A 19092-nucleotide genomic window follows, 5' to 3' on the forward strand; every position below is an offset into this window, starting at 1 on the left:
GGTCGCCGCCGTAGGCTCGGAGGGTGGAACCGCTGCTAATCGTCCTGCTCTTCGCCAACGCCGTCTTCAACGCGGTCGTGTGGCCCCGGTTCTACCCGCGGATCGCGAAGGATCCCCGCGCCCGGGATGCCGCCGGCAAGCCCACGGCGTTCCTCGTGGTGCACACGGTGCTGATCGCCATCGCCCTGGTGCTGGCGCTCGCATCGGTGATCGCCGCGATCGCGGCCCTGGTCTCCTAGGCCGTCGCGCGCGCGGGCTCTGTAGAATGGGGGCGCGGGTTCGCCCGCCGCACCTCGTGCATCTACCTACCGGACCGGCAAGGCGGCACCGCCCCACGCCCCGGAGATCCCCATGCACCACCCCGTCCCGTCCACTGCGCCGCGCCCCCTGATCCACCACACGGGTTTCTGGTACTTCCCCGTCGCCTTCATCGCGCGTCTGCCGTTCGCGATGATGACGGTCGGTGTCCTGGCGCTGGTCGTCTCGGTGCGCGGGTCGGTCGCGCTCGGCGGGCTCACCTCTGCGGCGGTCGGCATCGGCGTCGTCATCGCCGGGCCCGTGCTCGGCGATCTCGCCGACCGGTTCGGGCAGTCGCGGGTGCTGGTGCCGACGGGGCTCGCCAACGGCATCCTGCTCGCGCTCTTCCCCGTGGTCGTGGGGTCTCTCGCCGCTGACTCCCTCGTGCTCGCGAGCGCCGTCGCGATCGGTCTCACCGGCCCGCAGACCGCGGCGATGTCGCGCAGCCGCGTCATGGCGCTCATCGGCGCGCGGATCGAGGCCGACCGGCGCGAGCGCACCTTCTCGCGGGCGATGGCATACGAGTCGGCGGCCGACGAGACGGCGTTCGTGATCGGACCCTTCGTCGTGGGCGTGCTCGCCGCGGTCGTGGCGCCGTGGGCGCCGATCGTTGCGGCCGCCGCGCTGAGCTTCGTCTTCGTGACCGCGTTCGCGCTGCACCCCACGGGTCGCGTGGTCCCCGTCGCCTCCGAGCGCGGCACGATGGCTCCCGCCCGCGAGCTGCTCCGGCCGCGGATGCTCATGCTCGTCGCCGCGGTCTTCGGCGTCGGCGCGTTCTTCGGTTCGACGCTGACGTCGCTGACGGCGTTCATGGAGGCCCGAGGGGCGCCCGAGGCCGGGGCTCTGCTGTACGGCGTCATGGGCGTCGGCTCCGCGGTGCTCGCCCTGGCGGTGGCGGTGCTGCCCGCCCGCTTCTCGCTGCGGTGGCGGCTCGTGGCGTTCGCGATCCTCCTCTTCGCCTCGGCGGGCGCGTACTCGGTGGGCGGTTCGGTGCTGACCGTCACGGTCGTGCTGTGCCTCATGGGCATCGGCGTCGGACCCTCGCTCGTGACGCTCTTCAGCCTCGCCGGGCACCGCGCGCCGGCGGGGCGCACGGCGACCACGATGACGTTGCTCGCCTCGGCCCTCACGCTCGCGCAGGCGCTGTCGTCCGCGGTCACCGGCGCCGTCGCCGAGCGCGCCTCGGTCGAGTCGGCGATGCTGATCCCCGCGGGTGCGGCGCTCCTCGTGCTCGCCATGGCCGCGGTCAACCTCGTTCACGCTCGACGGTGGGATGCCGCCGGCCCGTCGTCGATCGGGTAGAACCGCCGCAGGACCCACCGCTGGCCGAAGGTCCAGACGGTGGTGACGGCGAGGTAGAGGGCCGCCGCGAGCGGCACGAAGATCGCCACGAGCGCGGTGCTGAAGGGCAGCACCGCGGTCATCACGACCACCGACCTCGGCGTGGCCGGGTCGTACGGGGGTCGCAGGAATCGCCGTGTCAGTTCACCCGCGCCGGCGATGATCGCGACGATGAGCCCGAAGAGGGCGAAAGTCAGGGCATCCGCCGATCCGCCGGTGAGCGCGGTCAGCAGACTCGACCCGAGCGGAACGCCCGCGAGATTTTCGGTGAGCAGGCCGTTCGCGTGCCCCGCGACCGTGGGGTGCAGGAACACGGCGTACAGCAGTCCGACGACCGGCGCCTGGGCGAGCACCGGCAGGCAGCCGGCGAACGGCGACACGCCCGCGTCGCGGTAGAGCTGCATCGTCTCCCGTTGCAGGCGTTCCGGGTTCTTCCCCCACCTCTCGCGGAGTGAGCGCAGGCGCGGAGCCAGTCGCGCGCGGTCGCGTTCGGCGCGGGCCTGCGACACCCCCACGGGGATGAGTGCGGCGCGGACGACGAGGGTGACGAGGACGACCGCCAGCGCGGCGGCTGCGGCTCCGGCGGCGGGGGAGAGGAGGACGGTGAGGGCCAGCAGGCCCCGCGTGGTCAGGTCGAGCAGGGCCGCCAGCGGCGGCAGGGCGAAGAGGTCCAAAGAAGTATCCGTTCGTGGGAGCGATCTGGGAGCGATCGGCCACGAAGGGATGCCGAGGCGGCGCCGTCGAGGGCGCCGGGCGGTCTACGCGGCCGTTGCCGCGCGTCCGGGAGCTCGCGGGCGCGGGTGGCCGGCGGCGTCGGGATCGCTCTGCGCGAGCGGAGCGGAGGGATCGATGGGGCGTGTCGGTCGCGCCGGCGGGGCGTCCGCCAGGAGGCGGAACACGAGGACGGCGACGGCGACGGTCAGCACGACGGCGGCCGCCAGCGCCAGGGCCAGCAGCGGCGCGGGGGAGGCGCCTCCGTCGGGGGTGAGCGCGACCTCTGCGGCGACGAGCAGCAGGTTCAGAGCGGTCAGGAACGACGCGATCATCCCGTGCCCCCTCTCCTCGGTCGAGCCCTCACGCTACCAGCGGGTCGGTGGCTACGCTGTCGGGCATGACGACTCTCGTGATCACCGTGGTGGGCGACGACCGCGCCGGGCTCGTGGCATCCCTCGCCGACATCGTCAACGCGCACGGCGGAAACTGGGAGACCAGCGAGCTGGCGGAACTCGCGGGTGCCTTCGCCGGGATCGTCGAGGTCTCGGTGGCCGCCGAGCGCTCCGACGACCTGCGCGCGGCGCTCGAGGCGGCGGCGGGCACCCTCCGGGTCACGGTGCACGGTCCGGCTGCGGTCCCCGCGATGGCGGCGCGCACCGTCGCGTTGACGGTGATGGGCAACGACCGCCCGGGCATCGTGCGGGAGATCACGGGGGCGCTGAGCGCCCGCGGGGCCAGCATCGACCGGATGTCCACTCAAACCACGGATGCCGCGATGGCGGGCGGTCGGCTGTTCGAGGCCTCGCTGACCGCGACGCTCGTCGACGGGGGCGGGGTCGACGAACTGGTGGAGGACCTTCAGAACCTCGCGGCCGAGATCCAGGTCGACGTCACGCTCACCGACTGACCCGCGCGCGGGCCGCGATCGCGGCGACCGTGCGCCAGCCGACCAGGAACAGCGCCAGGGTGATCGCGGCGACGACGACGAACGCCACGGCCACACCCTGGCCGCTCACCGCGCGCAGCAGCATCCCGGCCACCAGCGTCACACCCCACACCGGCAGGCCGGTCCGCAGCGGTGCGAGCGGGCGTCGCCAGCCGAGGCTCACGGCCCACCCGAGGAGCAGGCCGACGACGAACGGCCACGCGGTGGTCGCCAGGCCTGCGCCCGCGGGACCCAGCACGTCGCCGTCGTGCGTCGCCCGGCCGATCGCGGCGAACACGACGACGAGAACGATGTCGAGGATCAGGGCGAACAGGACGGGGCGGCGAGCGGTCACGTTCCCATCCTCGCAGCACCGCGGGTAGCGTGAGCCCGATGACGACGCGACTGCTGCTCCTCGCGGACACGCACGTCCCGAAGCGGGCGCGCAGCCTTCCGGAGGCCGTGCGCCGAGCGGCATCCGAGGTCGACCTCGTCGTGCACGCCGGCGATTGGGTGACCGCCACGGTGCTCGACGAGCTCGAGTCCCTCGCCCCTGTCGTGGGTGTGTGGGGGAACAATGACGGCGCCGACCTCCGGGCGCGGCTGCCCGAAGTGGCCCGGGCGGAGGTCGACGGGGTCCGCATGGCGGTGGCCCACGAGACCGGTCCGGCCGCGGGACGGGAGAAACGGATGGATGCCGCGTTCCCCTCCGTGGATCTGCTGGTGTTCGGTCACAGCCACATCCCGTGGGACACCGTCACGCCCGCCGGGATGCGGTTGGTCAATCCCGGGTCGCCGACAGACCGCCGCCGCCAGCCGGCGTGCACCATGATGATGCTCGCTCTGGCTGACGGCGGGGTCCGCTCCCTCGACGTCGTCGAGGTGGAGCGGGACTGACTGCGGGTCAGATGCGCCGCGCGGCCGACGTCATCGGGCACTCGAACGGATCGCGGGCGGCGAGCCCGACGCGGTTGAGGTACGCGATGACGATGCCGTACGACTGGAACAGCGTCGTCTCGACGTAGGGGACCTGCAGCGTCTCGCAGTGCTCGCGCACGATCTCGCGCGCACGGCTCAGGTACGGCCGCGGCATGTTCGGGAACAGGTGGTGCTCGATCTGGTAGTTCAGACCGCCCATGAGCCACGTGGCCCACCAGCCGCCGGAGATGTTGCGGGAGGTGCGCACCTGCTTGCTGAAGAAGTCGAGCTTCGCACCCGGGGCGATGACGGCCATGCCCTTGTGGTTCGGGGCGAAGGATGCGCCCATGTACACGCCGAACACTGCGAGCTGCACGCCGAGGAAGGCGAACGCCATCCCGAGGGGCAGGAAGATGAACACGGGAGCGACGAAGACCGCCATCCGGAGGGCGATGAGGCCCAGTTCGGTCCAGCGACCCTTGACCTCGCCGCGGGAGACGAGGTGGCGGATGGCCAGCACGTGGAGGTTCAGGCCCTCGAGCGTGAGGAGGGGGAAGAACAGCCAGCCCTGCCGCTGCGTGATCCACCGCTGGATGCCGCGTGCCTTGGCGGCATCCTCGTCGAGGAACGAGATCGTGTCGATCTCGATGTCGGGGTCCTTGCCGACGCGGTTGGGGTTCGCGTGATGGCGCGTGTGCTTCGTGGCCCACCACGACTGGCTCATGCCGACGATGCCGTTGCCGATCCACAGCGCCAGGCGGTCGTTCGCCCGGCCGGACGCGAAGATCTGGCGGTGGTTGGCCTCGTGGGCGAGGAAGGCGACCTGGGTGAACAGGATGCCGAGTGCTGCGGCGATGAGCAACTGGAACCAGCTGTCGCCGAGGAGCACGAAACCGGTGATCGCTCCGCCGAATCCGAGGACGACGGCGGCGCCGACGAGCGCGTAGAAGACGGGGGTGCGGGCGAGGAGCCCGCTTTCGCGAACGACCTGGGACAGCTCTGTGTAGGCCTTCGCGATCGGGGGGAATTCGGTGGTGCCGGAATAGGTCTGACGAACGGGGCCGAGACGGGACTCGACGATGGTGGAGGCGATGAAGAAGCTCCTCGGGAGTGGTGACCGTAGTCGGGAGCCGGGGCGGCTACCCGGGCTGCGGCCCACACTACGGCGGGGCGTATGGGCTCACCGGAATACGAGTGCATCCTCGGCATACTCACCGGAACCGGTCATCTTCCCGACACCCCTCCTGCACCGCAAGAAACCCGGGCGCAGACGCGGCGAAGGCCGGGAAGCCGCCGAAGCGACCCTCCCGGCCTTCGCTGAGGAGCGTGAGCTCAGAGGGGGCGAATGTTCGCCGCCTGCATGCCCTTGGGGCCCTGCTCGGCGTCGAATTCGACCTTCTGTGCTTCCTGCAGCTCCTTGAAGCCATTGCCCTGGATCGCGCTGAAGTGCGCGAACAGGTCGGCCGAGCCGTCGTCGGGTGCGATGAACCCGTAGCCCTTCTCGGAGTTGAACCATTTCACGGTGCCAGTGGCCATCGTGTTCTTCCTTTTTCTTTTCGGGCCGCGATTACGGCCGGGTGCGCCGCTCCGACGCATGCGGAGCGGACGGGGACGCCGCGCGACCGGGAGGGTCGTGCGAACGTGTTGGGCGTCGACGGCGGCGCGGGCCGCGTCGACGGAGTCGTGGATGCCGAGGTCTTCACCGAGCGGTCCCTGGGCTTCGAAGCCCACGGGGACGGCGCCGACGAAACCGGCGTACGCCGAATCGACCGTCGCGACGAACACGTCGAGATCGGCCTGGCGCCACGACAGGGGCAGGGGGAGAAAAGCAGACACGCGGACTTTCCGCGGCCGACGGGAGACCGGATGGTCGCACCCGAATGGGCCGCGCGGAGATGAGGGGGGACTCGCATCGATAACGGCTCGGTGCCGTGCGCCCGGCATCTCAGCGATGAGGCGGACGTCGATGAAGCAGGTCCCAGAACGAATACTCAACGGTACCACGGAAGGGTCGGCGCGCACAGACCCGGCGAGATCAGACTCTCGACACGGCGTCAACCGGTGGCGGGCGGTGGTCCGAGCGAGTGGGCTGAACACCTCCCCGAGAGAAGGAGGACACCATGTCCGACACCGCTTCCGAGCTGGACAAGCTGAACGAACTGCTCCCGAAGTTCCGCTTCGCGATGGTCACCACGCGGGCGGAGGAGGGTGATCTCCACGCCCACCCGCTCACGGTGCAGGAGTCGGAGTCCGACGGCGACCTGTGGTTCATCGTCGGCACGCACGCCTCGGCGGTGGAGCACGTCCGACGCGACCCGAAGGTCGGCCTGTCGTTCAGTTCCGACGGCCTGTGGCTGTCGCTCGCGGGCGAAGCGGAGGTGATCGACGATCTGGCGAAACTGAAGGAGCTGTGGTCCACCACCGTCGAAGCCTGGTTCCCCGACGGTCCCGAGTCACCCGGCGTCACTCTGCTGAAGGTCTCCGCCCTGAGCGGCGAGTACTGGGGGAGCGCCGGCGGTCGCATCGCCACGGCGGTGGCCCTGGTGGCATCCAAGGTCACCGGCGAGCGACCGCGCGGCGAGAACGAGAAGTTCGACCTGCCCGCCTGACCGGGCGGACAGGCGCGGCGTCAGCCCCCGGACGGGTTGTCGACGGGGGCGTCGTCGTCGTCGGTGCCGTCGGGGATCTCGGGCAGGTCCGCTGTCTCCAGCTCGTCCGGCTGGTCGGCGGTGTCGGGGGTGCTCTGCGGTGTCGTGTCCATGGCATCCACTCGATCAACGGGCTGCGCTGCGCGCACGACCCTTGCGCGAGAGGGTTCCCTGTGCAGGGCGCAAGCCCCCGAACCGACGCGAGCCGCGCTGGCACCATGACGCCATGGCACGAGCCCCGCTGCGCACCAAGCCCTGCGCCTATTGCGGCAGACCCTTCTCCGATCGCAAGCGCTGGAGCGGGCGCGACCAATGGGACGAGGTCCTCTACTGCTCGCGCGGATGCCGCGCCAGCGCCGCCAAGCAACGGAGACGCGCGTGAGGGCCGCGCTGATCCTCGCGACGCAGCAGTTCGCGGAGCATCCGGCCTTCGCCGACGACGACGTGGAGGAGTTCTTCTTCATCGAGTCCGCTCCGCGATTCGCGAAGCTGCCCTACCACCGGCACAAGATCGTGCTGCTGCTCTCGGCGATGCGGCACACGGCGGCGCGGCTCGAGGCCGAGGGGCGGACGGTCCGACGCATCGCGCTGTCCGACGACCTCACGTTCCGTGCGGGTCTCGACCGTCTCCTGACGGAGCACCGCGTCACCGAGCTCACGTGGATGAGCGACCCCAACCGGCCGGTAGACGAGCGGATCTCGGCGATCTGCGCGGCCCACGGCGTCGAGCCCGAGATCCTCCCGGACGGGCTGTTCCTCACTCCCGAGGAGGAGGTGGACGGATGGTTCGCGGAGCACCCCACGCCGTTGATGGAGGACTTCTACCACTGGCAGCGTCGGCGCACCGGCATCCTGATGGACGGCGGGAAACCCGCCGGGCGCCGCTGGAACTTCGACGCGGACAACCGCAAGCCCCTGCCGAAGAAGGGCGTCGAGATCCCGCCGTTGCCGACGCCCGCGCACGACGACATCACGGCCGCGGTCATCGCCGAGGTCGACGAACGCTTCCCCGACCATCCCGGCGCAGCGACCGAGTTCTGGCTCCCCGTCACCCCCGAGGAGTCGCACGCCTGGCTCGAGGTCTTCGTCGCCGAACGCCTGCACGACTTCGGCCGGTACGAGGACGCCATGAAGGCCGACGAGCCCTTCCTCTTCCACGCGGTCGTCTCCCCGCTGCTGAACATCGGGTTGCTCACCGTCGACGACGTGATCGCCGCCGTCACGCGGACCGATGCGCCGCTGGCATCCGTCGAGGGGTTCGTCCGGCAGGTGATCGGCTGGCGGGAGTACATGCGCGGGATGTACCGGGCGCACCCGGAGCTCGAGCGCGTCAATGCGCTGCACCTCGAGAAGCGCGTGCAGAAGTACTGGTACTCGGGGGAGCGGATGCCGTCCGACCTGCCGGTGCCGGTGCGGACCGTCCTGGAACGCGTGCACCGGTGGGGCTATGCGCACCACATCGAGCGGCTGATGGTGCTGGGCAACTGGTTCCTGCTGCAGGGGTACTCGCCGCGAGAGGTCAACCGCTGGTTCCTGGCACTCTTCGTCGACGCGTACGACTGGGTGATGGTGCCCAACGTCATGGGCATGAGCCAATTCGCCGACGGCGGCTTCGTCGCCACGAAGCCCTACGTCTCGGGCGGGGCGTACCTGCAGAGGATGGGGGCGTGGTGGCCGTCGGCCCAGGCCGCCAAGGACTCGGTCTTCACCGACGCGTACTGGGGGTTCCTCGAACGGCACGAGGACGTCCTCGCCGGCAACCACCGGCTCTCCCTCGCGCTCGCGCAGATGCGCCAGCGGCGCGACGCCGCGGGGTGACCGCGGGCGTCGGTGCCGGGCTCCGGATCAGCGGGCGATCGGGGCAGCCGCCACGCGACTGAGCCCGCCTACCCGCCGAATTCTCCGGAGCCCGGGACGGGTCAGCCCTTCAGCTTGTTCAGCGCCGAGCCCTTGTGCGCGGCGGTGGCGTCGGTCTTCTCCGACTTCACGATGTAGGCCGGCTCGTCCTCGGATGCCGTGAACTTCTGACCGTCGTGCTGGAAGTCCTTCGTCTTCTTCTCCACGACCTCACCCTGGGTGCGCCCCTGCGGGGTGTCCCAACTGACCCGGTCGCCCTTGGACAGATCCTTCGACATGTGCGTTTCCTTCCGTTCGGTCCCGTCATGGTCGCCAGCGGCGGGGTCGTGGAGCCGGGGATTGACAGCCGCGGGACCGTACGCGCTCATGACGAGTTGTGCAATGCCTCGTCCAGCCGGGGCGCCGTGCGTAGCGTCGAAGACGTCCCCGGATTTCCATGTGAGGAGCGCCATGTCCGAGCCCACCACCGCCAACAACGGATCTCCCGTCGCCAGCGACGAGCATTCCCAGAGCGTCGGGGCCGACGGCTCCATCGCCCTGACCGACCACTATCTGATCGAGAAGCTCGCGCAGTTCAATCGCGAGCGCGTGCCCGAGCGCGTGGTGCACGCGAAGGGCGGCGGCGCGTTCGGGACGTTCCGCACCACCGGAGACGTCTCGGCCTACACGCGCGCGGCTCTGTTCCAGCCCGGTGTCGAGACCGAGATGCTCGCGCGCTTCTCCTCGGTCGCGGGCGAGCAGGGGAGCCCGGACACCTGGCGAGACCCGCGCGGGTTCTCGCTGAAGTTCTACACGACCGAGGGCAACTACGACCTCGTCGGCAACAACACCCCGGTCTTCTTCGTGAAGGACGGGATCAAGTTCCCCGACTTCATCCGGTCGCAGAAGCGCCTTCCCGGCAGCCACCTGCGCGACAACACCATGCAGTGGGACTTCTGGACCCTGTCGCCCGAGAGCGCGCACCAGGTCACCTGGCTCATGGGTGACCGTGGCATCCCGGCCTCGTGGCGGCACATGAACGGGTACGGGTCGCACACCTACCAGTGGATCAATGCCGCGGGCGAACGGTTCTGGGTGAAGTACCACTTCCACACCGACCAGGGCCACAAGACCCTGACGCAGGACGAAGCCGACCAGATCGCAGGTCAGGACGCCGACTTCCACATCCGCGACCTCTACGCCGCGATCGAGCGCGCCGAGTTCCCGACGTGGACCCTCAAGGTGCAGATCATGCCGTACGAGGATGCCAAGACCTACCGCTTCAACCCGTTCGACCTCACGAAGGTCTGGCCGCACAGCGACTACCCCGAGATCGAGGTCGGCACGATGGAGCTGAACCGGAACCCCGGCAACTACTTCGCGGAGATCGAGCAGGCGGCCTTCGAGCCGTCGAACTTCGTGCCCGGTATCGACGGCAGCCCCGACAAGATGCTGCAGGCGCGCATCTTCAGCTACGCCGATGCGCACCGCTACCGCGTCGGCACGAACTACCAGCAGCTGCCGGTCAACCGTCCCCACACCGAGGTGCACTCGTACTCGAAGGAGGGCGCGATGCGCTACGAGTACAACCCGCCCGAGGTGCCCGTCTACGCCCCGAACTCGGCCGGCGGACCGGCTGCCGATCCGCGCCGTGCCGGTGACGGCGGGTGGCAGAGCGACGGCGAGCTCGTCCGGTCGGCGGCGACCCTGCACCCCGAGGACGACGACTTCGGCCAGGCGGGGACCCTCGTGCGCGAGGTGATGTCGGCGGAGGCCCGCGACCGGCTGGTGGAGACGATCACCGGGCACGTCGGTGGCGTCACCCGCGCCGAGGTGCGCGACCGGGCCGTGCAGTACTGGAAGAACGTGGATGCCGAGATCGGCGCACGCGTCGAGGCCGGCCTCCCGCCGCTCGAAGACTCGACGGCCCCCGGTGAGCAGCTCAGCGAGCCCAACCCCGACGGCGACCTCGTCGGTCGGGACGTCGCGGGACGCGTCTGATCGACGTTCGGCGGGCCTACTCCGAGTCGGGGTGGCCCGCCGGTGTCGCGTCACCGTGCGGCACCGGGCCGTCGCCGGGCGGCACCGGGATGCGCACGACGGCCTGCACCGGCAGGTGGTCGGACGGCCAGCTGGTTCCCGTCGGACGCGGGTCGATCCCCGTTGCGCGGACGCCGACGTCGGGGGTGGCGAGGATCGCGTCGATGCGGCGAGCGCCCACGCGCGGCTTCCGGTAGTCGTTGAACGTCCCCCACTCGACCGTGCGGCGCGTCGGGGCATACGACCAGGTGTCGACGAGACCGCCGTCGGCGAACATGGCGGCGAGCTCCGCCGACCGGATCGGGGCGTTGACGTCGGCGGTGAAGAGCAGGGGCAACTCCTCCGCGGCGACGAGGTCGGCGAGCCAGCGCGCCGAGCGTCGCCGGGCGCGGCGCGAGAACGCGTCGAAGTGGCTGTTGACGAACACGAACGGCGCGCCCGTCGCGGAGTCGACGAATCGCGCGATGACCGCGATGCGGGGGATCGTGTTGCCCCAGCCCACGGAGCCGTCGAGCGCCGGGGTGTCGGAGAGGGCCACCTGCGTCCAGTCCCGCAGCTCGAGACGGTCGCGGTCGTAGAAGATCGGTGTCCCCTCGCCGTCCCTGTCCTTGCCCCGCCCGTGGCCGATGCGGCCGTACGACGTACCGAGGGAGTTCTGCACCCATCGCGCCTGGTCGGGGCGGGCCTCCTGAGATCCGAGCACGTGCGGCTTGTTCGCGCCGAGGTACACGCGGAGCCGCTCTTTCCGCAGACCCCAGCGGTCCTCCGGAGGCCACGTGAGGCGTTCGAAGCGACGGCGGATGTTGAAGCTCATGACGAGGAGGTCGGGGGCTTCGACGTTCGGGAACAGCACCGCGCCCATCAGCGCCCCACCCTCTGTCGCCGTGCCCACCGCAGCGGCGGGATCTCGCGCGGCCAGTGCGCGAAGACCGTACCCATGCCGCGCGAGAAGCTCTTGGCGAACCGTCGCGGGCGGACCGTCCGCGACGAGACGCGCATCTGCGATCGACCCGGCACGATGCGGATGCGGTGGTGTTCGCCGAGGTGGAACGCGAGGTCGAGATCGTCGTGCAGCTCGGGGTCGAGGTGGACCTCGTCGCGCACCGCGAGCCACGCGGTGCGCCGGAACGCCATGTTCGACCCCCACAGCGGCGCGTGCCCGAGAGCCGGGTACGCGAAGGCCGCGTACGTGCCGAGGAACGCCCACGCCATCGGCCGGCGCCCCCGCGGGGGCCCGTCGTGGAACACCGCACCGGCGGTGACGGCATCCACGTCGGGGTCGGAGAGCGCGGCCGTCATGTACGCGATCCATCCGGGGCCGGGGAGGCTGTCGGCGTCGAGGCGCAGGATCAGCTCGCCTGTCGCGGCGTCATAGCCGGCGGCCGCGGCGGAGGGGATCCCGCGCTCGCCGCAGAACACCACCCGCGCTCCCGCGGCGCGGGCGACGTCGGCGCTGTCATCGGTCGAGGCGTTGTCGACGACGACGATCTCGTCGGCCGGTCGGGTCTGCGCGGCAAGGGCGTCGAGGCACCCGGCGAGGGGCACGGCATCGTCTCGGACGGGGATGACGACCGAGACGGTCGGGGCGGCGAGAGTCATCGCGAGTCACGCTAGCGGCCGCGGCCTCCGGCACGAGGTGCCTTGCGCTCTGCGTACCCTGGATGCCATGGCATCCGTCCTCAACGTCTCGGCGTATCTGTTCACGCGGATCGACGATCCCGCGGCGCTCCGGCCCGTGCTGCGCGACCGCGCCACGGGTGCAGGGTTGCGCGGGACGATCCTGCTGGCCGAGGAGGGCATCAACCTGTTCCTCGCGGGTGAGCCGGACGCTGTGCGGGCCTTCGTCGACGGGCTGCGCGTCGATTTTCCGGCTCTCCACGCGAAGGAGAGCTGGTCGGATGCCGTGCCCTTCGGCCGGCTGCTCGTGAAGGTCAAGCGCGAGATCATCCGCATGGACCGGCCCGAGGTGCGCCCGCAGGACGGTCGTGCGCCCGCCGTGTCGCCGGCGACCCTCCGCCGCTGGCTCGATCGCGGAGCCGACGACGAGGGACGCGAGGTCGTGCTCGTCGACACGCGGAACGCCTTCGAGGTGGACTACGGCACGTTCTCGGGCGCCCGCGACTGGCGCATCGAGCGGTTCACCCAGTTCCCGGATGCCGCGAGCGCCCACCGCGACGAGCTCGACGGCAAGACCGTTGTGAGCTTCTGCACCGGCGGTATCCGGTGCGAGAAGGCGGCCCTGTACCTGCGCGACCAGGGCCTCGACGCGTACCAGCTCGACGGCGGCATCCTCGGCTGGTTCGCCGCCGAGGGGAACGCGCACTGGGACGGCGACTGCTTCGTGTTCGACGAGCGCGAGGCCCTCGACCCGGCGCTGTCCGCCCGCGCGGGCGCCTGATCCATGCTGTGGGATCAGCACGCGTGCGCCGAACTCGTCGAGACCGCTGACCTGACGGAGCTGCACCGTTACCGCCCGGCGGGCGGCGGACTCGTATCGCTGAACGCCGGCTACGCGCCCCACGGCCCCGAGGTCGCGGCATCCATCCTTCGCGCGTTCCGTGCGCAGGTGACCGCGATCGACGGACTGGAGCTCGCCGCGACGGTCGCCGACGTCGACCGGATCGCCGCCGCCGGCGACACCGCCGTCGTCTTCGACCTCGAGGACGCAGCGCCGCTGGGCGGTGACCTCGACGCCGTCGCGACGCTCGTCGCTCAGGGCGTTCGCACGCTCGGCCCGGTCTACAACTACGCGAACGCGGCCGGGGGCGGATGCCTGGATGCCGACGACCCGGGGCTCTCGCGCTGGGGCCGCGACCTCGTCGCCGAACTGAATCTCCGCGGCATGGTTCCGGACGGTTCGCACGTCGGCGCCCGGACCTCGCTCGACATGTGCGCCGTGTCCACGCGGCCCGTCGTCTTCAGCCACTCGTGCATGAAGGCCGTGTGGGACCACCCCCGCAACATCACCGACGACCAGGCGCGCGCGGCCGCCGACACCGGGGGAGTCGTCGGCATCACCGGCGTCGGCATCTTCCTCGGTCCCAACACCCCCACGCTCGAAGCCATGGTGCGCCACATCGAGTACGCCGTCGAGGTCGTCGGCATCCGGCACGTCGGGGTGAGCACAGACTTCTCGTTCGACTGGGAGACGTTCCAGACCACCCTGGCCGAGAGCCCCGCGCTCTACGACGCGAGCTACACCGCGTGGGGCCCGGTCGAATGGATGCCACCCGAGACCTTCGTCGGCCTGGGCGCGGCGCTCCGCGACCGCGGGTGGGACGACACCGACATCGCGGCGGTGCTCGGCGGGAACTTCCGCCGCGTCGCCCTCGAGAGCTGGGAGCCTCAGCCATGACCGAACTGACCGACGGCGCCGTGCTGCGCCCCGCCCGCCCCGGCGACGAGGCCGGGATCCTCGCCTGCATCCAGGCGCTCGCCGACTACGAACGCGAACCGGATGCCGTCGACAACACGGTCGACATGCTCACGGCCACGCTCGTCGGTGACGACCCGCGCGCCTTCGCGTTCGTCGTCGACGGGGGAGACGGCGAGATCCGCGCGATCGCGATCTGGTTCCTCACCTACTCGACCTGGACCGGCAAGCACGGCATCTGGCTCGAAGACCTCTACGTGCACGAGCAGTACCGATCGAACGGGTACGGAGTGGCGCTGCTGTCCGCGCTCGCCGCGGAGTGCCTCGCGCAGGGGTACCCGCGGCTGGAGTGGACGGTGCTCGACTGGAACGAGCCCGCGATCGGGTTCTACCGCGCGCTCGGTGCCGAGGCCATGGAGGAGTGGACGACGCGCCGCGTCACCGGTGCGGCGCTGGAGGCGCTGGCGACGCGACGCTGACGTCAGCGCCGCGCGCGTCGGGCGAGGAACCAGGCGATCCGCGCGACCGCGAGGAGTTTCCGCAGCCGCCCGGGGCGCCGCACGGTGCCGAAGGCCGCACGGTCGGGGGCGTCCGCGAGGTGGCGCTGGAGGGCGCGGAAGCTGTCGATCTGGCGGGTGAGGAGATCGAAATCGACTGCGGCGTGCGCCGTCTCCGCGAGAAGCGAGACGGGGCCGGTCACGAGGGCGATGGCGGGGATGCCGTTCTCCCACAGGGGCTCGCCCTCGCCGAGGTGCACGACCGCACCCGGTCGCACGGGGCGCACCGCGGGGTTCCGCCATTCGGTGCGGACGAGCGCGTCGAACTCGCGGGTCGTGGCGTACAGCAGCTCCGGTTCGGCGGCGTCACCTCCGGCATCCATCGAGGGGTCGTCGTCGCGGCGGTGCTTCGCTCCGAGGTGTTCGATGACGAGTCCCGCCACGGCCGTCAGCCCGCTCGCCGCGGGCGACCACAGCTCGGGATGCGCGTGCAGCCAGGCCGTCGTGGCCTGGCCGTGCGTCGTCACCGCCGGGATGCGGAGGTGCCCGGCCACGAGGACGAACACGATGGTCCGGTCGTGCGGGGTGCCGGCCGCGTCGCGGGCGAGCTCGAGGAGACCGATGAACCCGTTCTCCTCCACGGCGTTGCCGCCGTCGCTGTGCGTGACGACGAGGACGCTCTCGTCGGCGTGCGGGCCCGTGCCCGGCGACACCGCCCAGACGGTGTCCATCGTCGCTCCCGGGTGGCGGGTGGCATCGAGGACGAGCGTCGCGGTCTCACCCCGGCGCGCGGCGGCGACGAGACCGTCGCCCTCGGACTCGGGCACCCAGACGGCGGGGAGACCCTGGTGAGGGCGAGTGAAGGGCAGGTATTGGCCGCGTGCCTCGTGGTCGTCCAGACCCCGCCAGACCGCGACGACGCCGACCACCCCCGCCGCGCGCGCCGCCGTGAGGTCGGTGCCCGCGAGCTCCGACGAGATGACGGGGTTCGCCACGGCGTCGAAAGGGAACCGGCCGTCCCACGAGTCGAGGACGAGGGATGCCGGAGCCTCGACGTTGTCGACCTCGATGACGGCGATGCGACCCGCGGCCGACGCCCAGCGCTTCCGTCGACCCGGGAGCAGGATGAGGGGAGCCGTGACGCCGGATGATCCGGTCTCACCGGAGTACGGCCACGCCGAGGCCACCTCGACGGCGTCACCTTCCACCGTGAGTGACACGGCATCGTCCGCGGCATCCCAGCGCTCGAACGAGTGGGTATCGCGTTCGACCCGGTAGCCGAGCGTGGCGAGCTCGGCGGCGACCTCGTCGGTGAGCGTGCGATGGGCGTCGTTCCCGGAGCGTCGAGGCCCGAGCGCGTTGAGGCGGTCGATGTGTTCCGCGTGCGTCGGCATGTCAGCCGAGGAAGGGACGCAGCTCGACGCGGCGACCGCAGGCGCGCGAACCCTCGATCGCGAGGTCGCGCGCGGTGTCGACATCGGCCGCATCGATGATCCAGAAACCGGCGACCCACTCCGCGGTGTCGTTGACCGGCCCCGGGGTGACCGTCGGCTCCCCGGACCGCGCGTCCACCACCGTCGAGTCGGCGGGGTGGGCGACGCCGGCGGCGAGGACCCACCGCCCCTCCGCGACGAGGCGGTCGTTGAACGCGTCGATCGCCGCACCCTCGTCGTCGGTCGCGGAAGAGCTGCGGTCGTCGATGACGTTGAGAAGGAATCGCATGCGGCCACTGTGACACCGACCTCGGACATGCCGAAAGGGGGCGTGTCACCCGAGGTCGTGCAGCACCGCCTCGGCGGCGCGCTGCCCGGAGATGAGCGCACCCTGGATCGACGCGGTGTCGCGGTGGTCGCCCGCCGCGTATCGCCCGTCGCCCAGGCGGACCGGCCGCCGTAGGTGCAGCGGCGGGTCCTGCGCGGGGAGCGCCGCCGCGAGGTCGTCGCGCCGCAGCAGCCGCCAGGGTCGGGTATCGGTGCCCCACAGCTCCTCGAGGTGCCGGCGGACGTCCGCCTCCGTCGCGGTCGTGGGCATCACGACGGTCGCCTCGACCAGGTGCTGCCCGCGCGGCGCGTAGGTCGGAGCGGTGTTCGTGACGATCGCGGTGTGGACGATCGGTCCTCGGCGCAGCCCGTCCACGCGCAGCGCGCCGTCGTCGTTGTGGCGCTCGTCGGTGGCGAACCACCATGTCTGAAGGCCCCGCGGGCGGGGGAGCGGGACATCCAGACCGGGGGTCAGGCCGGTGGCCAGGACGACGGCGCGGGCGTCGACGGCATCCGCGTTCTCGACATCCACGCGCCACCCTCGACCGTGCGGCCGGGTTGCGGAGACGCGGTGGGCGAGACGGATGCCGGCCCCTGCCCGTCGCGCGGTGTCGGCCAGCTGCGCGGGGAGAGCCCCGATGCCCGCGGCGGGAACACCGGGGGTGCCGAGCGCGAAGCTGCGGACCAGCAGCCGCACGAAGATGTCCGAGGACTCCTGATCGTCGTCGGCGAGCACGCCCGCAAGGAACGGTTCGAGGACGCTTTCGCGCAGGGGTCCGCGCACCCCGGCCCGGTCCCACGCCTCGGCGAGACGGCGATCGGGACCGCGCTTCACCGCGCGCGGACTCGCGAGGACGGGAAGCGCCCATCGCGCGAGGGGCAGCAGGTCGGCGGGGCGTACGAGTCCGCTCCCGAGCGACGCCGGGATCGTCGCCGGGTGGCGGAGGGGATGGGCGATACGGGCCACGCCGTCATCGAGCCGCACCGAGAGGGCCACCGGGAACCGGCGCAGTGCCAGCGCACCGACGTCCACCCACCGCCGCACCGCCGGATACGCGGGGTTCAGCACGTGGAAGCCGCGGTCGAGGCGGAACCCGTCGACGACGTCGGTACGCTCGCGCCCGCCGACGGCGTCCTCCGCCTCGAGGACGACGACGTCGCGTCCCGCCTCGGCCAGCCGTGTCGCGCATCGCAACCCCGCGAGTCCCGCACCGATTACCACGACGTCGTATCCGCTCACGTCTCGAGCCTAGGGAGGGCACGTTGCCGGGAAGCGGGGGTTGCGGCCGCTCAGATGAGCGCCTCGACGGCGTCGGCGAGCTCGGCGACCGGCCGGCGGCCGTCCAGCTCGACCGTCGCCATCCGCCGGAGCGCCGGCTCCACGCCCCGCACGTATCGCCGGATCTCGTCCTGCTGTGCGGACGTCCGACCGTAGGGATTGTCCGTCCGCGTGCGAACTCGCTCGATCAGGACGTCGACGGGAGCACTCAGGAGCACGACCTCATCGAATCGCTCGCGGAACCGGCCCTGATTCTCCGCCGTTCCGCACACGACCACGTCCGGATGACTCTGGAGGAGAGCGGTCATGCGATCTTCGTCCCACGGTCCACCGTTCCCGTCGGTCCATCCGTCGAGGTCGGTCTCGACGGTGCGGTGACCGCGGCGCGCGAGCTCTGCGAGCAGGGTCGACTTGCCCGCGCCCGACATGCCCGTGAGCAGGATCCGCGCCATGTCCTCACGCTATCCGCCGCTAGGGTGGCGGCATGCGTATGCGACCCCGGGGGCGGGGGCTGTCCATCATCGCCGGCGTGATTCTTGTCGGTGTCCTCGCGGGATGCGCCACGCCGGTGGGGAGCGCCGATCCGTCGCCGACACGCAAAGGCCCGCCGCCCGCGTCGGAAGAGGTGCCGGCGACGGTTGCGACCCCCACGGCCGAGGCCGGCGCGATCGCACGCGCCCACACGTGGCTCGACTCCGCCTCGGTGCCCGACGGGGCTGTTCGCGTGGAGGCGGGAGACGTCCCGGCGTTCCACTCCTTCGTGGGCTGGCCGTGCACGCCGGTCGCGACTCTGACGGGGTATTGGCGGATCCCGGATGCCGACGCCGTCGACACCGTGAACTGGCTGGCCGCGAACCCGACTCCCGGTCTGACGGTTCCTTTCATGCCGCAGTACCCGGCCGGGAACACGGGCGAGATGTCGGTGGGGCAGCTTCCGACGCCCGACAGCCAGGAGGGCATCGTGTTCGACGTCATGCGCATCTACGACGGCTCCGTCGTCATCCGCGCCCAGGTCGCCGCACTCGCCGCCGATGCGACGTGCGCCGACCCCGGCTCGGGTTCGCGCTGGGGTGCTCCCGGCCAGGGGTGAGTCAGCGCTCGTTCCCCAACGCCGCGCGCGCAAGGTCCAGCGCCTCCGACGGCGCGACACCGAGGTCGCGCATCGCGCGGGCGAACGCGGCGGCGGCGTCCGCGGCGCGGGCGCGCGTGGCATCCGTCCCCGCCGAGACGAACGTTCCGGCGCGGCCGCGGGTCTCGACGAAACGCGCCTCTTCGAGCTCTTTGTAGACGCGCGCCACGGTGTTCGCGGCGAGGCCGAGGTCGGTCGCGAGGGCGCGCACCGGGGGCAGCCGCGTCCCGGTCGGCAGCTCGCCGCCGTCGATCAGCGCGATGATCTGCGCGCGCACCTGCGCGAACGGCGGTGTGGCGGAGGCGGCGTCGACGCGGATGTCCATGGTGCCGCCA

At 71.4% G+C, this 19092-nt stretch carries 26 protein-coding genes; 12 read left to right on the forward strand and 14 right to left on the reverse strand.

All coding sequences use genetic code 11. The features are described from left to right. Positions 1 to 23 precede the first annotated feature (23 nt). Positions 24 to 239, forward strand: a complete 216-nt coding sequence (locus P8R59_RS13250; protein ID WP_077049926.1) for an SCO4848 family membrane protein — start codon at positions 24 to 26, stop codon at positions 237 to 239. A 112-nt stretch (positions 240 to 351) separates the two neighbouring features. Then, positions 352 to 1599 (forward strand): MFS transporter, encoded by a 1248-nt coding sequence (locus P8R59_RS13255; protein ID WP_278101446.1) that lies wholly within the window; start codon positions 352 to 354, stop codon positions 1597 to 1599. On the opposite strand, the gene P8R59_RS13260 is transcribed toward P8R59_RS13255, so the two are convergent. After that, positions 1554 to 2312 (reverse strand): YidC/Oxa1 family membrane protein insertase, encoded by a 759-nt coding sequence (locus P8R59_RS13260; RefSeq protein ID WP_278101447.1) that lies wholly within the window; start codon positions 2310 to 2312, stop codon positions 1554 to 1556. The genes P8R59_RS13255 and P8R59_RS13260 overlap by 46 nt on opposite strands. An 84-nt stretch (positions 2313 to 2396) precedes the next feature. Further along, positions 2397 to 2684: a DUF6412 domain-containing protein gene (locus tag P8R59_RS13265; protein WP_278101448.1), complete on the reverse strand. Its 288-nt coding sequence runs from the start codon at positions 2682 to 2684 to the stop codon at positions 2397 to 2399. 65 nt (positions 2685 to 2749) lie between these two features. Between P8R59_RS13265 and P8R59_RS13270 the strand changes: the two genes are divergently transcribed. Continuing rightward, positions 2750 to 3259 carry a glycine cleavage system protein R gene (locus tag P8R59_RS13270; protein WP_278101449.1) on the forward strand — a complete coding sequence of 170 codons (510 nt, stop codon included), beginning with the start codon at positions 2750 to 2752 and terminating at the stop codon, positions 3257 to 3259. On the opposite strand, the gene P8R59_RS13275 is transcribed toward P8R59_RS13270, so the two are convergent. Further along, complete coding sequence (locus P8R59_RS13275; RefSeq protein ID WP_278101450.1) at positions 3249 to 3632, reverse strand: DUF3054 domain-containing protein; 384 nt, start codon at positions 3630 to 3632, stop codon at positions 3249 to 3251. The genes P8R59_RS13270 and P8R59_RS13275 overlap by 11 nt on opposite strands. Before the next feature lie 38 nt (positions 3633 to 3670). Between P8R59_RS13275 and P8R59_RS13280 the strand changes: the two genes are divergently transcribed. Next, the gene (locus tag P8R59_RS13280) at positions 3671 to 4174 is read left to right on the forward strand and encodes a metallophosphoesterase family protein (protein WP_278101451.1); all 504 of its coding nucleotides are present in this window, start codon (positions 3671 to 3673) and stop codon (positions 4172 to 4174) included. A gap of 7 nt (positions 4175 to 4181) precedes the next feature. Here the strand turns inward: P8R59_RS13280 and P8R59_RS13285 are convergent, their stop codons facing one another. Next, the gene (locus tag P8R59_RS13285; RefSeq protein WP_431606896.1) at positions 4182 to 5276 is read right to left on the reverse strand and encodes a fatty acid desaturase family protein; all 1095 of its coding nucleotides are present in this window, start codon (positions 5274 to 5276) and stop codon (positions 4182 to 4184) included. Between the two features lie 251 nt (positions 5277 to 5527). Continuing rightward, positions 5528 to 5731, reverse strand: coding sequence for a cold-shock protein (locus P8R59_RS13290; RefSeq protein WP_026095524.1), 204 nt, complete (start codon positions 5729 to 5731; stop codon positions 5528 to 5530). A gap of 584 nt (positions 5732 to 6315) precedes the next feature. Here P8R59_RS13290 and P8R59_RS13295 point away from each other — a divergent pair. Further along, positions 6316 to 6804: a pyridoxamine 5'-phosphate oxidase family protein gene (locus P8R59_RS13295; RefSeq protein ID WP_278101452.1), complete on the forward strand. Its 489-nt coding sequence runs from the start codon at positions 6316 to 6318 to the stop codon at positions 6802 to 6804. A gap of 20 nt (positions 6805 to 6824) precedes the next feature. On the opposite strand, the gene P8R59_RS13300 is transcribed toward P8R59_RS13295, so the two are convergent. Next, a complete protein-coding gene (locus P8R59_RS13300; protein ID WP_260025260.1) occupies positions 6825 to 6956 on the reverse strand; it encodes a hypothetical protein in 132 nt (43 codons plus the stop codon). A gap of 113 nt (positions 6957 to 7069) precedes the next feature. Between P8R59_RS13300 and P8R59_RS19235 the strand changes: the two genes are divergently transcribed. Both P8R59_RS19235 and P8R59_RS13305 read left to right on the forward strand, forming a co-directional pair. Continuing rightward, positions 7070 to 7225, forward strand: a complete 156-nt coding sequence (locus P8R59_RS19235; protein ID WP_077050117.1) for a DUF2256 domain-containing protein — start codon at positions 7070 to 7072, stop codon at positions 7223 to 7225. Beyond that, positions 7222 to 8661: a cryptochrome/photolyase family protein gene (locus P8R59_RS13305; RefSeq protein WP_278101453.1), complete on the forward strand. Its 1440-nt coding sequence runs from the start codon at positions 7222 to 7224 to the stop codon at positions 8659 to 8661. The genes P8R59_RS19235 and P8R59_RS13305 overlap by 4 nt, the downstream gene beginning before the upstream one ends. A 101-nt stretch (positions 8662 to 8762) precedes the next feature. On the opposite strand, the gene P8R59_RS13310 is transcribed toward P8R59_RS13305, so the two are convergent. Then, positions 8763 to 8978 carry a DUF2945 domain-containing protein gene (locus tag P8R59_RS13310; RefSeq protein ID WP_063257024.1) on the reverse strand — a complete coding sequence of 72 codons (216 nt, stop codon included), beginning with the start codon at positions 8976 to 8978 and terminating at the stop codon, positions 8763 to 8765. 172 nt (positions 8979 to 9150) lie between these two features. Here P8R59_RS13310 and P8R59_RS13315 point away from each other — a divergent pair, with 172 nt between their 5' ends. Beyond that, complete coding sequence (locus tag P8R59_RS13315; RefSeq protein ID WP_278101454.1) at positions 9151 to 10680, forward strand: catalase; 1530 nt, start codon at positions 9151 to 9153, stop codon at positions 10678 to 10680. Between the two features lie 16 nt (positions 10681 to 10696). Here the strand turns inward: P8R59_RS13315 and P8R59_RS13320 are convergent, their stop codons facing one another. Together P8R59_RS13320 and P8R59_RS13325 are read right to left on the reverse strand one after the other, a co-directional pair. Continuing rightward, positions 10697 to 11581 (reverse strand): endonuclease/exonuclease/phosphatase family protein, encoded by an 885-nt coding sequence (locus P8R59_RS13320; protein WP_278101455.1) that lies wholly within the window; start codon positions 11579 to 11581, stop codon positions 10697 to 10699. Then, positions 11581 to 12318 carry a glycosyltransferase family 2 protein gene (locus P8R59_RS13325; protein ID WP_278101456.1) on the reverse strand — a complete coding sequence of 246 codons (738 nt, stop codon included), beginning with the start codon at positions 12316 to 12318 and terminating at the stop codon, positions 11581 to 11583. The genes P8R59_RS13320 and P8R59_RS13325 overlap by 1 nt, the downstream gene beginning before the upstream one ends. A 67-nt stretch (positions 12319 to 12385) precedes the next feature. Between P8R59_RS13325 and P8R59_RS13330 the strand changes: the two genes are divergently transcribed. Genes P8R59_RS13330 through P8R59_RS13340 form a run of 3 tightly spaced genes read left to right on the forward strand, consistent with a single transcriptional unit; the run spans position 12386 to position 14571 of the window. After that, positions 12386 to 13117, forward strand: a complete 732-nt coding sequence (locus tag P8R59_RS13330; protein ID WP_278101457.1) for a sulfurtransferase — start codon at positions 12386 to 12388, stop codon at positions 13115 to 13117. Positions 13118 to 13120: 3 nt separating this feature from the next. Next, entirely contained in the window at positions 13121 to 14074 is a 954-nt protein-coding gene (locus P8R59_RS13335) for a dipeptidase (protein ID WP_278101458.1), read from the forward strand. Next, complete coding sequence (locus P8R59_RS13340; RefSeq protein WP_278101459.1) at positions 14071 to 14571, forward strand: GNAT family N-acetyltransferase; 501 nt, start codon at positions 14071 to 14073, stop codon at positions 14569 to 14571. The genes P8R59_RS13335 and P8R59_RS13340 overlap by 4 nt, the downstream gene beginning before the upstream one ends. A gap of 2 nt (positions 14572 to 14573) precedes the next feature. Here the strand turns inward: P8R59_RS13340 and P8R59_RS13345 are convergent, their stop codons facing one another. The 4 genes from P8R59_RS13345 to P8R59_RS13360 are packed head-to-tail and all read right to left on the reverse strand — an operon-like array spanning position 14574 to position 18080. Beyond that, positions 14574 to 15983 carry a hypothetical protein gene (locus P8R59_RS13345; protein WP_278101460.1) on the reverse strand — a complete coding sequence of 470 codons (1410 nt, stop codon included), beginning with the start codon at positions 15981 to 15983 and terminating at the stop codon, positions 14574 to 14576. A gap of 1 nt (position 15984) precedes the next feature. Then, entirely contained in the window at positions 15985 to 16311 is a 327-nt protein-coding gene (locus tag P8R59_RS13350) for a YciI family protein (protein ID WP_077049942.1), read from the reverse strand. A gap of 45 nt (positions 16312 to 16356) precedes the next feature. Then, entirely contained in the window at positions 16357 to 17589 is a 1233-nt protein-coding gene (locus tag P8R59_RS13355; protein ID WP_278101461.1) for an NAD(P)/FAD-dependent oxidoreductase, read from the reverse strand. Positions 17590 to 17639: 50 nt separating this feature from the next. Further along, on the reverse strand, positions 17640 to 18080 hold the full coding sequence (locus P8R59_RS13360) for an AAA family ATPase (RefSeq protein ID WP_278101462.1): 441 nt from the start codon (positions 18078 to 18080) through the stop codon (positions 17640 to 17642). Between the two features lie 32 nt (positions 18081 to 18112). On the opposite strand from P8R59_RS13360, the gene P8R59_RS13365 reads away from it, so the two are divergent. Continuing rightward, positions 18113 to 18718 carry a hypothetical protein gene (locus tag P8R59_RS13365; protein ID WP_278101463.1) on the forward strand — a complete coding sequence of 202 codons (606 nt, stop codon included), beginning with the start codon at positions 18113 to 18115 and terminating at the stop codon, positions 18716 to 18718. Between the two features lies 1 nt (position 18719). Here the strand turns inward: P8R59_RS13365 and P8R59_RS13370 are convergent, their stop codons facing one another. Further along, entirely contained in the window at positions 18720 to 19082 is a 363-nt protein-coding gene (locus P8R59_RS13370; protein ID WP_278101464.1) for a GntR family transcriptional regulator, read from the reverse strand. Positions 19083 to 19092 lie beyond the last annotated feature (10 nt).

It is taken from the genome of Microbacterium proteolyticum (assembly GCF_029639405.1).
Lineage (GTDB): Bacteria > Actinomycetota > Actinomycetes > Actinomycetales > Microbacteriaceae > Microbacterium.

Bases quoted from the DNA above. Each gene is read 5' to 3' on its own strand.
- P8R59_RS13255 (WP_278101446.1), top strand. From the start codon at position 352: ATGCACCACCCCGTCCCGTCCACTGCGCCGCGCCCCCTGATCCACCAC.
- P8R59_RS13265 (WP_278101448.1), bottom strand. From the start codon at position 2,684: ATGATCGCGTCGTTCCTGACCGCTCTGAACCTGCTGCTCGTCGCCGCA.
- P8R59_RS13270 (WP_278101449.1), top strand. From the start codon at position 2,750: ATGACGACTCTCGTGATCACCGTGGTGGGCGACGACCGCGCCGGGCTC.
- P8R59_RS13280 (WP_278101451.1), top strand. From the start codon at position 3,671: ATGACGACGCGACTGCTGCTCCTCGCGGACACGCACGTCCCGAAGCGG.
- P8R59_RS13290 (WP_026095524.1), bottom strand. From the start codon at position 5,731: ATGGCCACTGGCACCGTGAAATGGTTCAACTCCGAGAAGGGCTACGGG.
- P8R59_RS13295 (WP_278101452.1), top strand. From the start codon at position 6,316: ATGTCCGACACCGCTTCCGAGCTGGACAAGCTGAACGAACTGCTCCCG.
- P8R59_RS13300 (WP_260025260.1), bottom strand. From the start codon at position 6,956: ATGGACACGACACCGCAGAGCACCCCCGACACCGCCGACCAGCCGGAC.
- P8R59_RS19235 (WP_077050117.1), top strand. From the start codon at position 7,070: ATGGCACGAGCCCCGCTGCGCACCAAGCCCTGCGCCTATTGCGGCAGA.
- P8R59_RS13310 (WP_063257024.1), bottom strand. From the start codon at position 8,978: ATGTCGAAGGATCTGTCCAAGGGCGACCGGGTCAGTTGGGACACCCCG.
- P8R59_RS13315 (WP_278101454.1), top strand. From the start codon at position 9,151: ATGTCCGAGCCCACCACCGCCAACAACGGATCTCCCGTCGCCAGCGAC.
- P8R59_RS13320 (WP_278101455.1), bottom strand. From the start codon at position 11,581: ATGGGCGCGGTGCTGTTCCCGAACGTCGAAGCCCCCGACCTCCTCGTC.
- P8R59_RS13325 (WP_278101456.1), bottom strand. From the start codon at position 12,318: ATGACTCTCGCCGCCCCGACCGTCTCGGTCGTCATCCCCGTCCGAGAC.
- P8R59_RS13330 (WP_278101457.1), top strand. From the start codon at position 12,386: ATGGCATCCGTCCTCAACGTCTCGGCGTATCTGTTCACGCGGATCGAC.
- P8R59_RS13335 (WP_278101458.1), top strand. From the start codon at position 13,121: ATGCTGTGGGATCAGCACGCGTGCGCCGAACTCGTCGAGACCGCTGAC.
- P8R59_RS13340 (WP_278101459.1), top strand. From the start codon at position 14,071: ATGACCGAACTGACCGACGGCGCCGTGCTGCGCCCCGCCCGCCCCGGC.
- P8R59_RS13345 (WP_278101460.1), bottom strand. From the start codon at position 15,983: ATGCCGACGCACGCGGAACACATCGACCGCCTCAACGCGCTCGGGCCT.
- P8R59_RS13350 (WP_077049942.1), bottom strand. From the start codon at position 16,311: ATGCGATTCCTTCTCAACGTCATCGACGACCGCAGCTCTTCCGCGACC.
- P8R59_RS13360 (WP_278101462.1), bottom strand. From the start codon at position 18,080: ATGGCGCGGATCCTGCTCACGGGCATGTCGGGCGCGGGCAAGTCGACC.
- P8R59_RS13365 (WP_278101463.1), top strand. From the start codon at position 18,113: ATGCGTATGCGACCCCGGGGGCGGGGGCTGTCCATCATCGCCGGCGTG.
- P8R59_RS13370 (WP_278101464.1), bottom strand. From the start codon at position 19,082: ATGGACATCCGCGTCGACGCCGCCTCCGCCACACCGCCGTTCGCGCAG.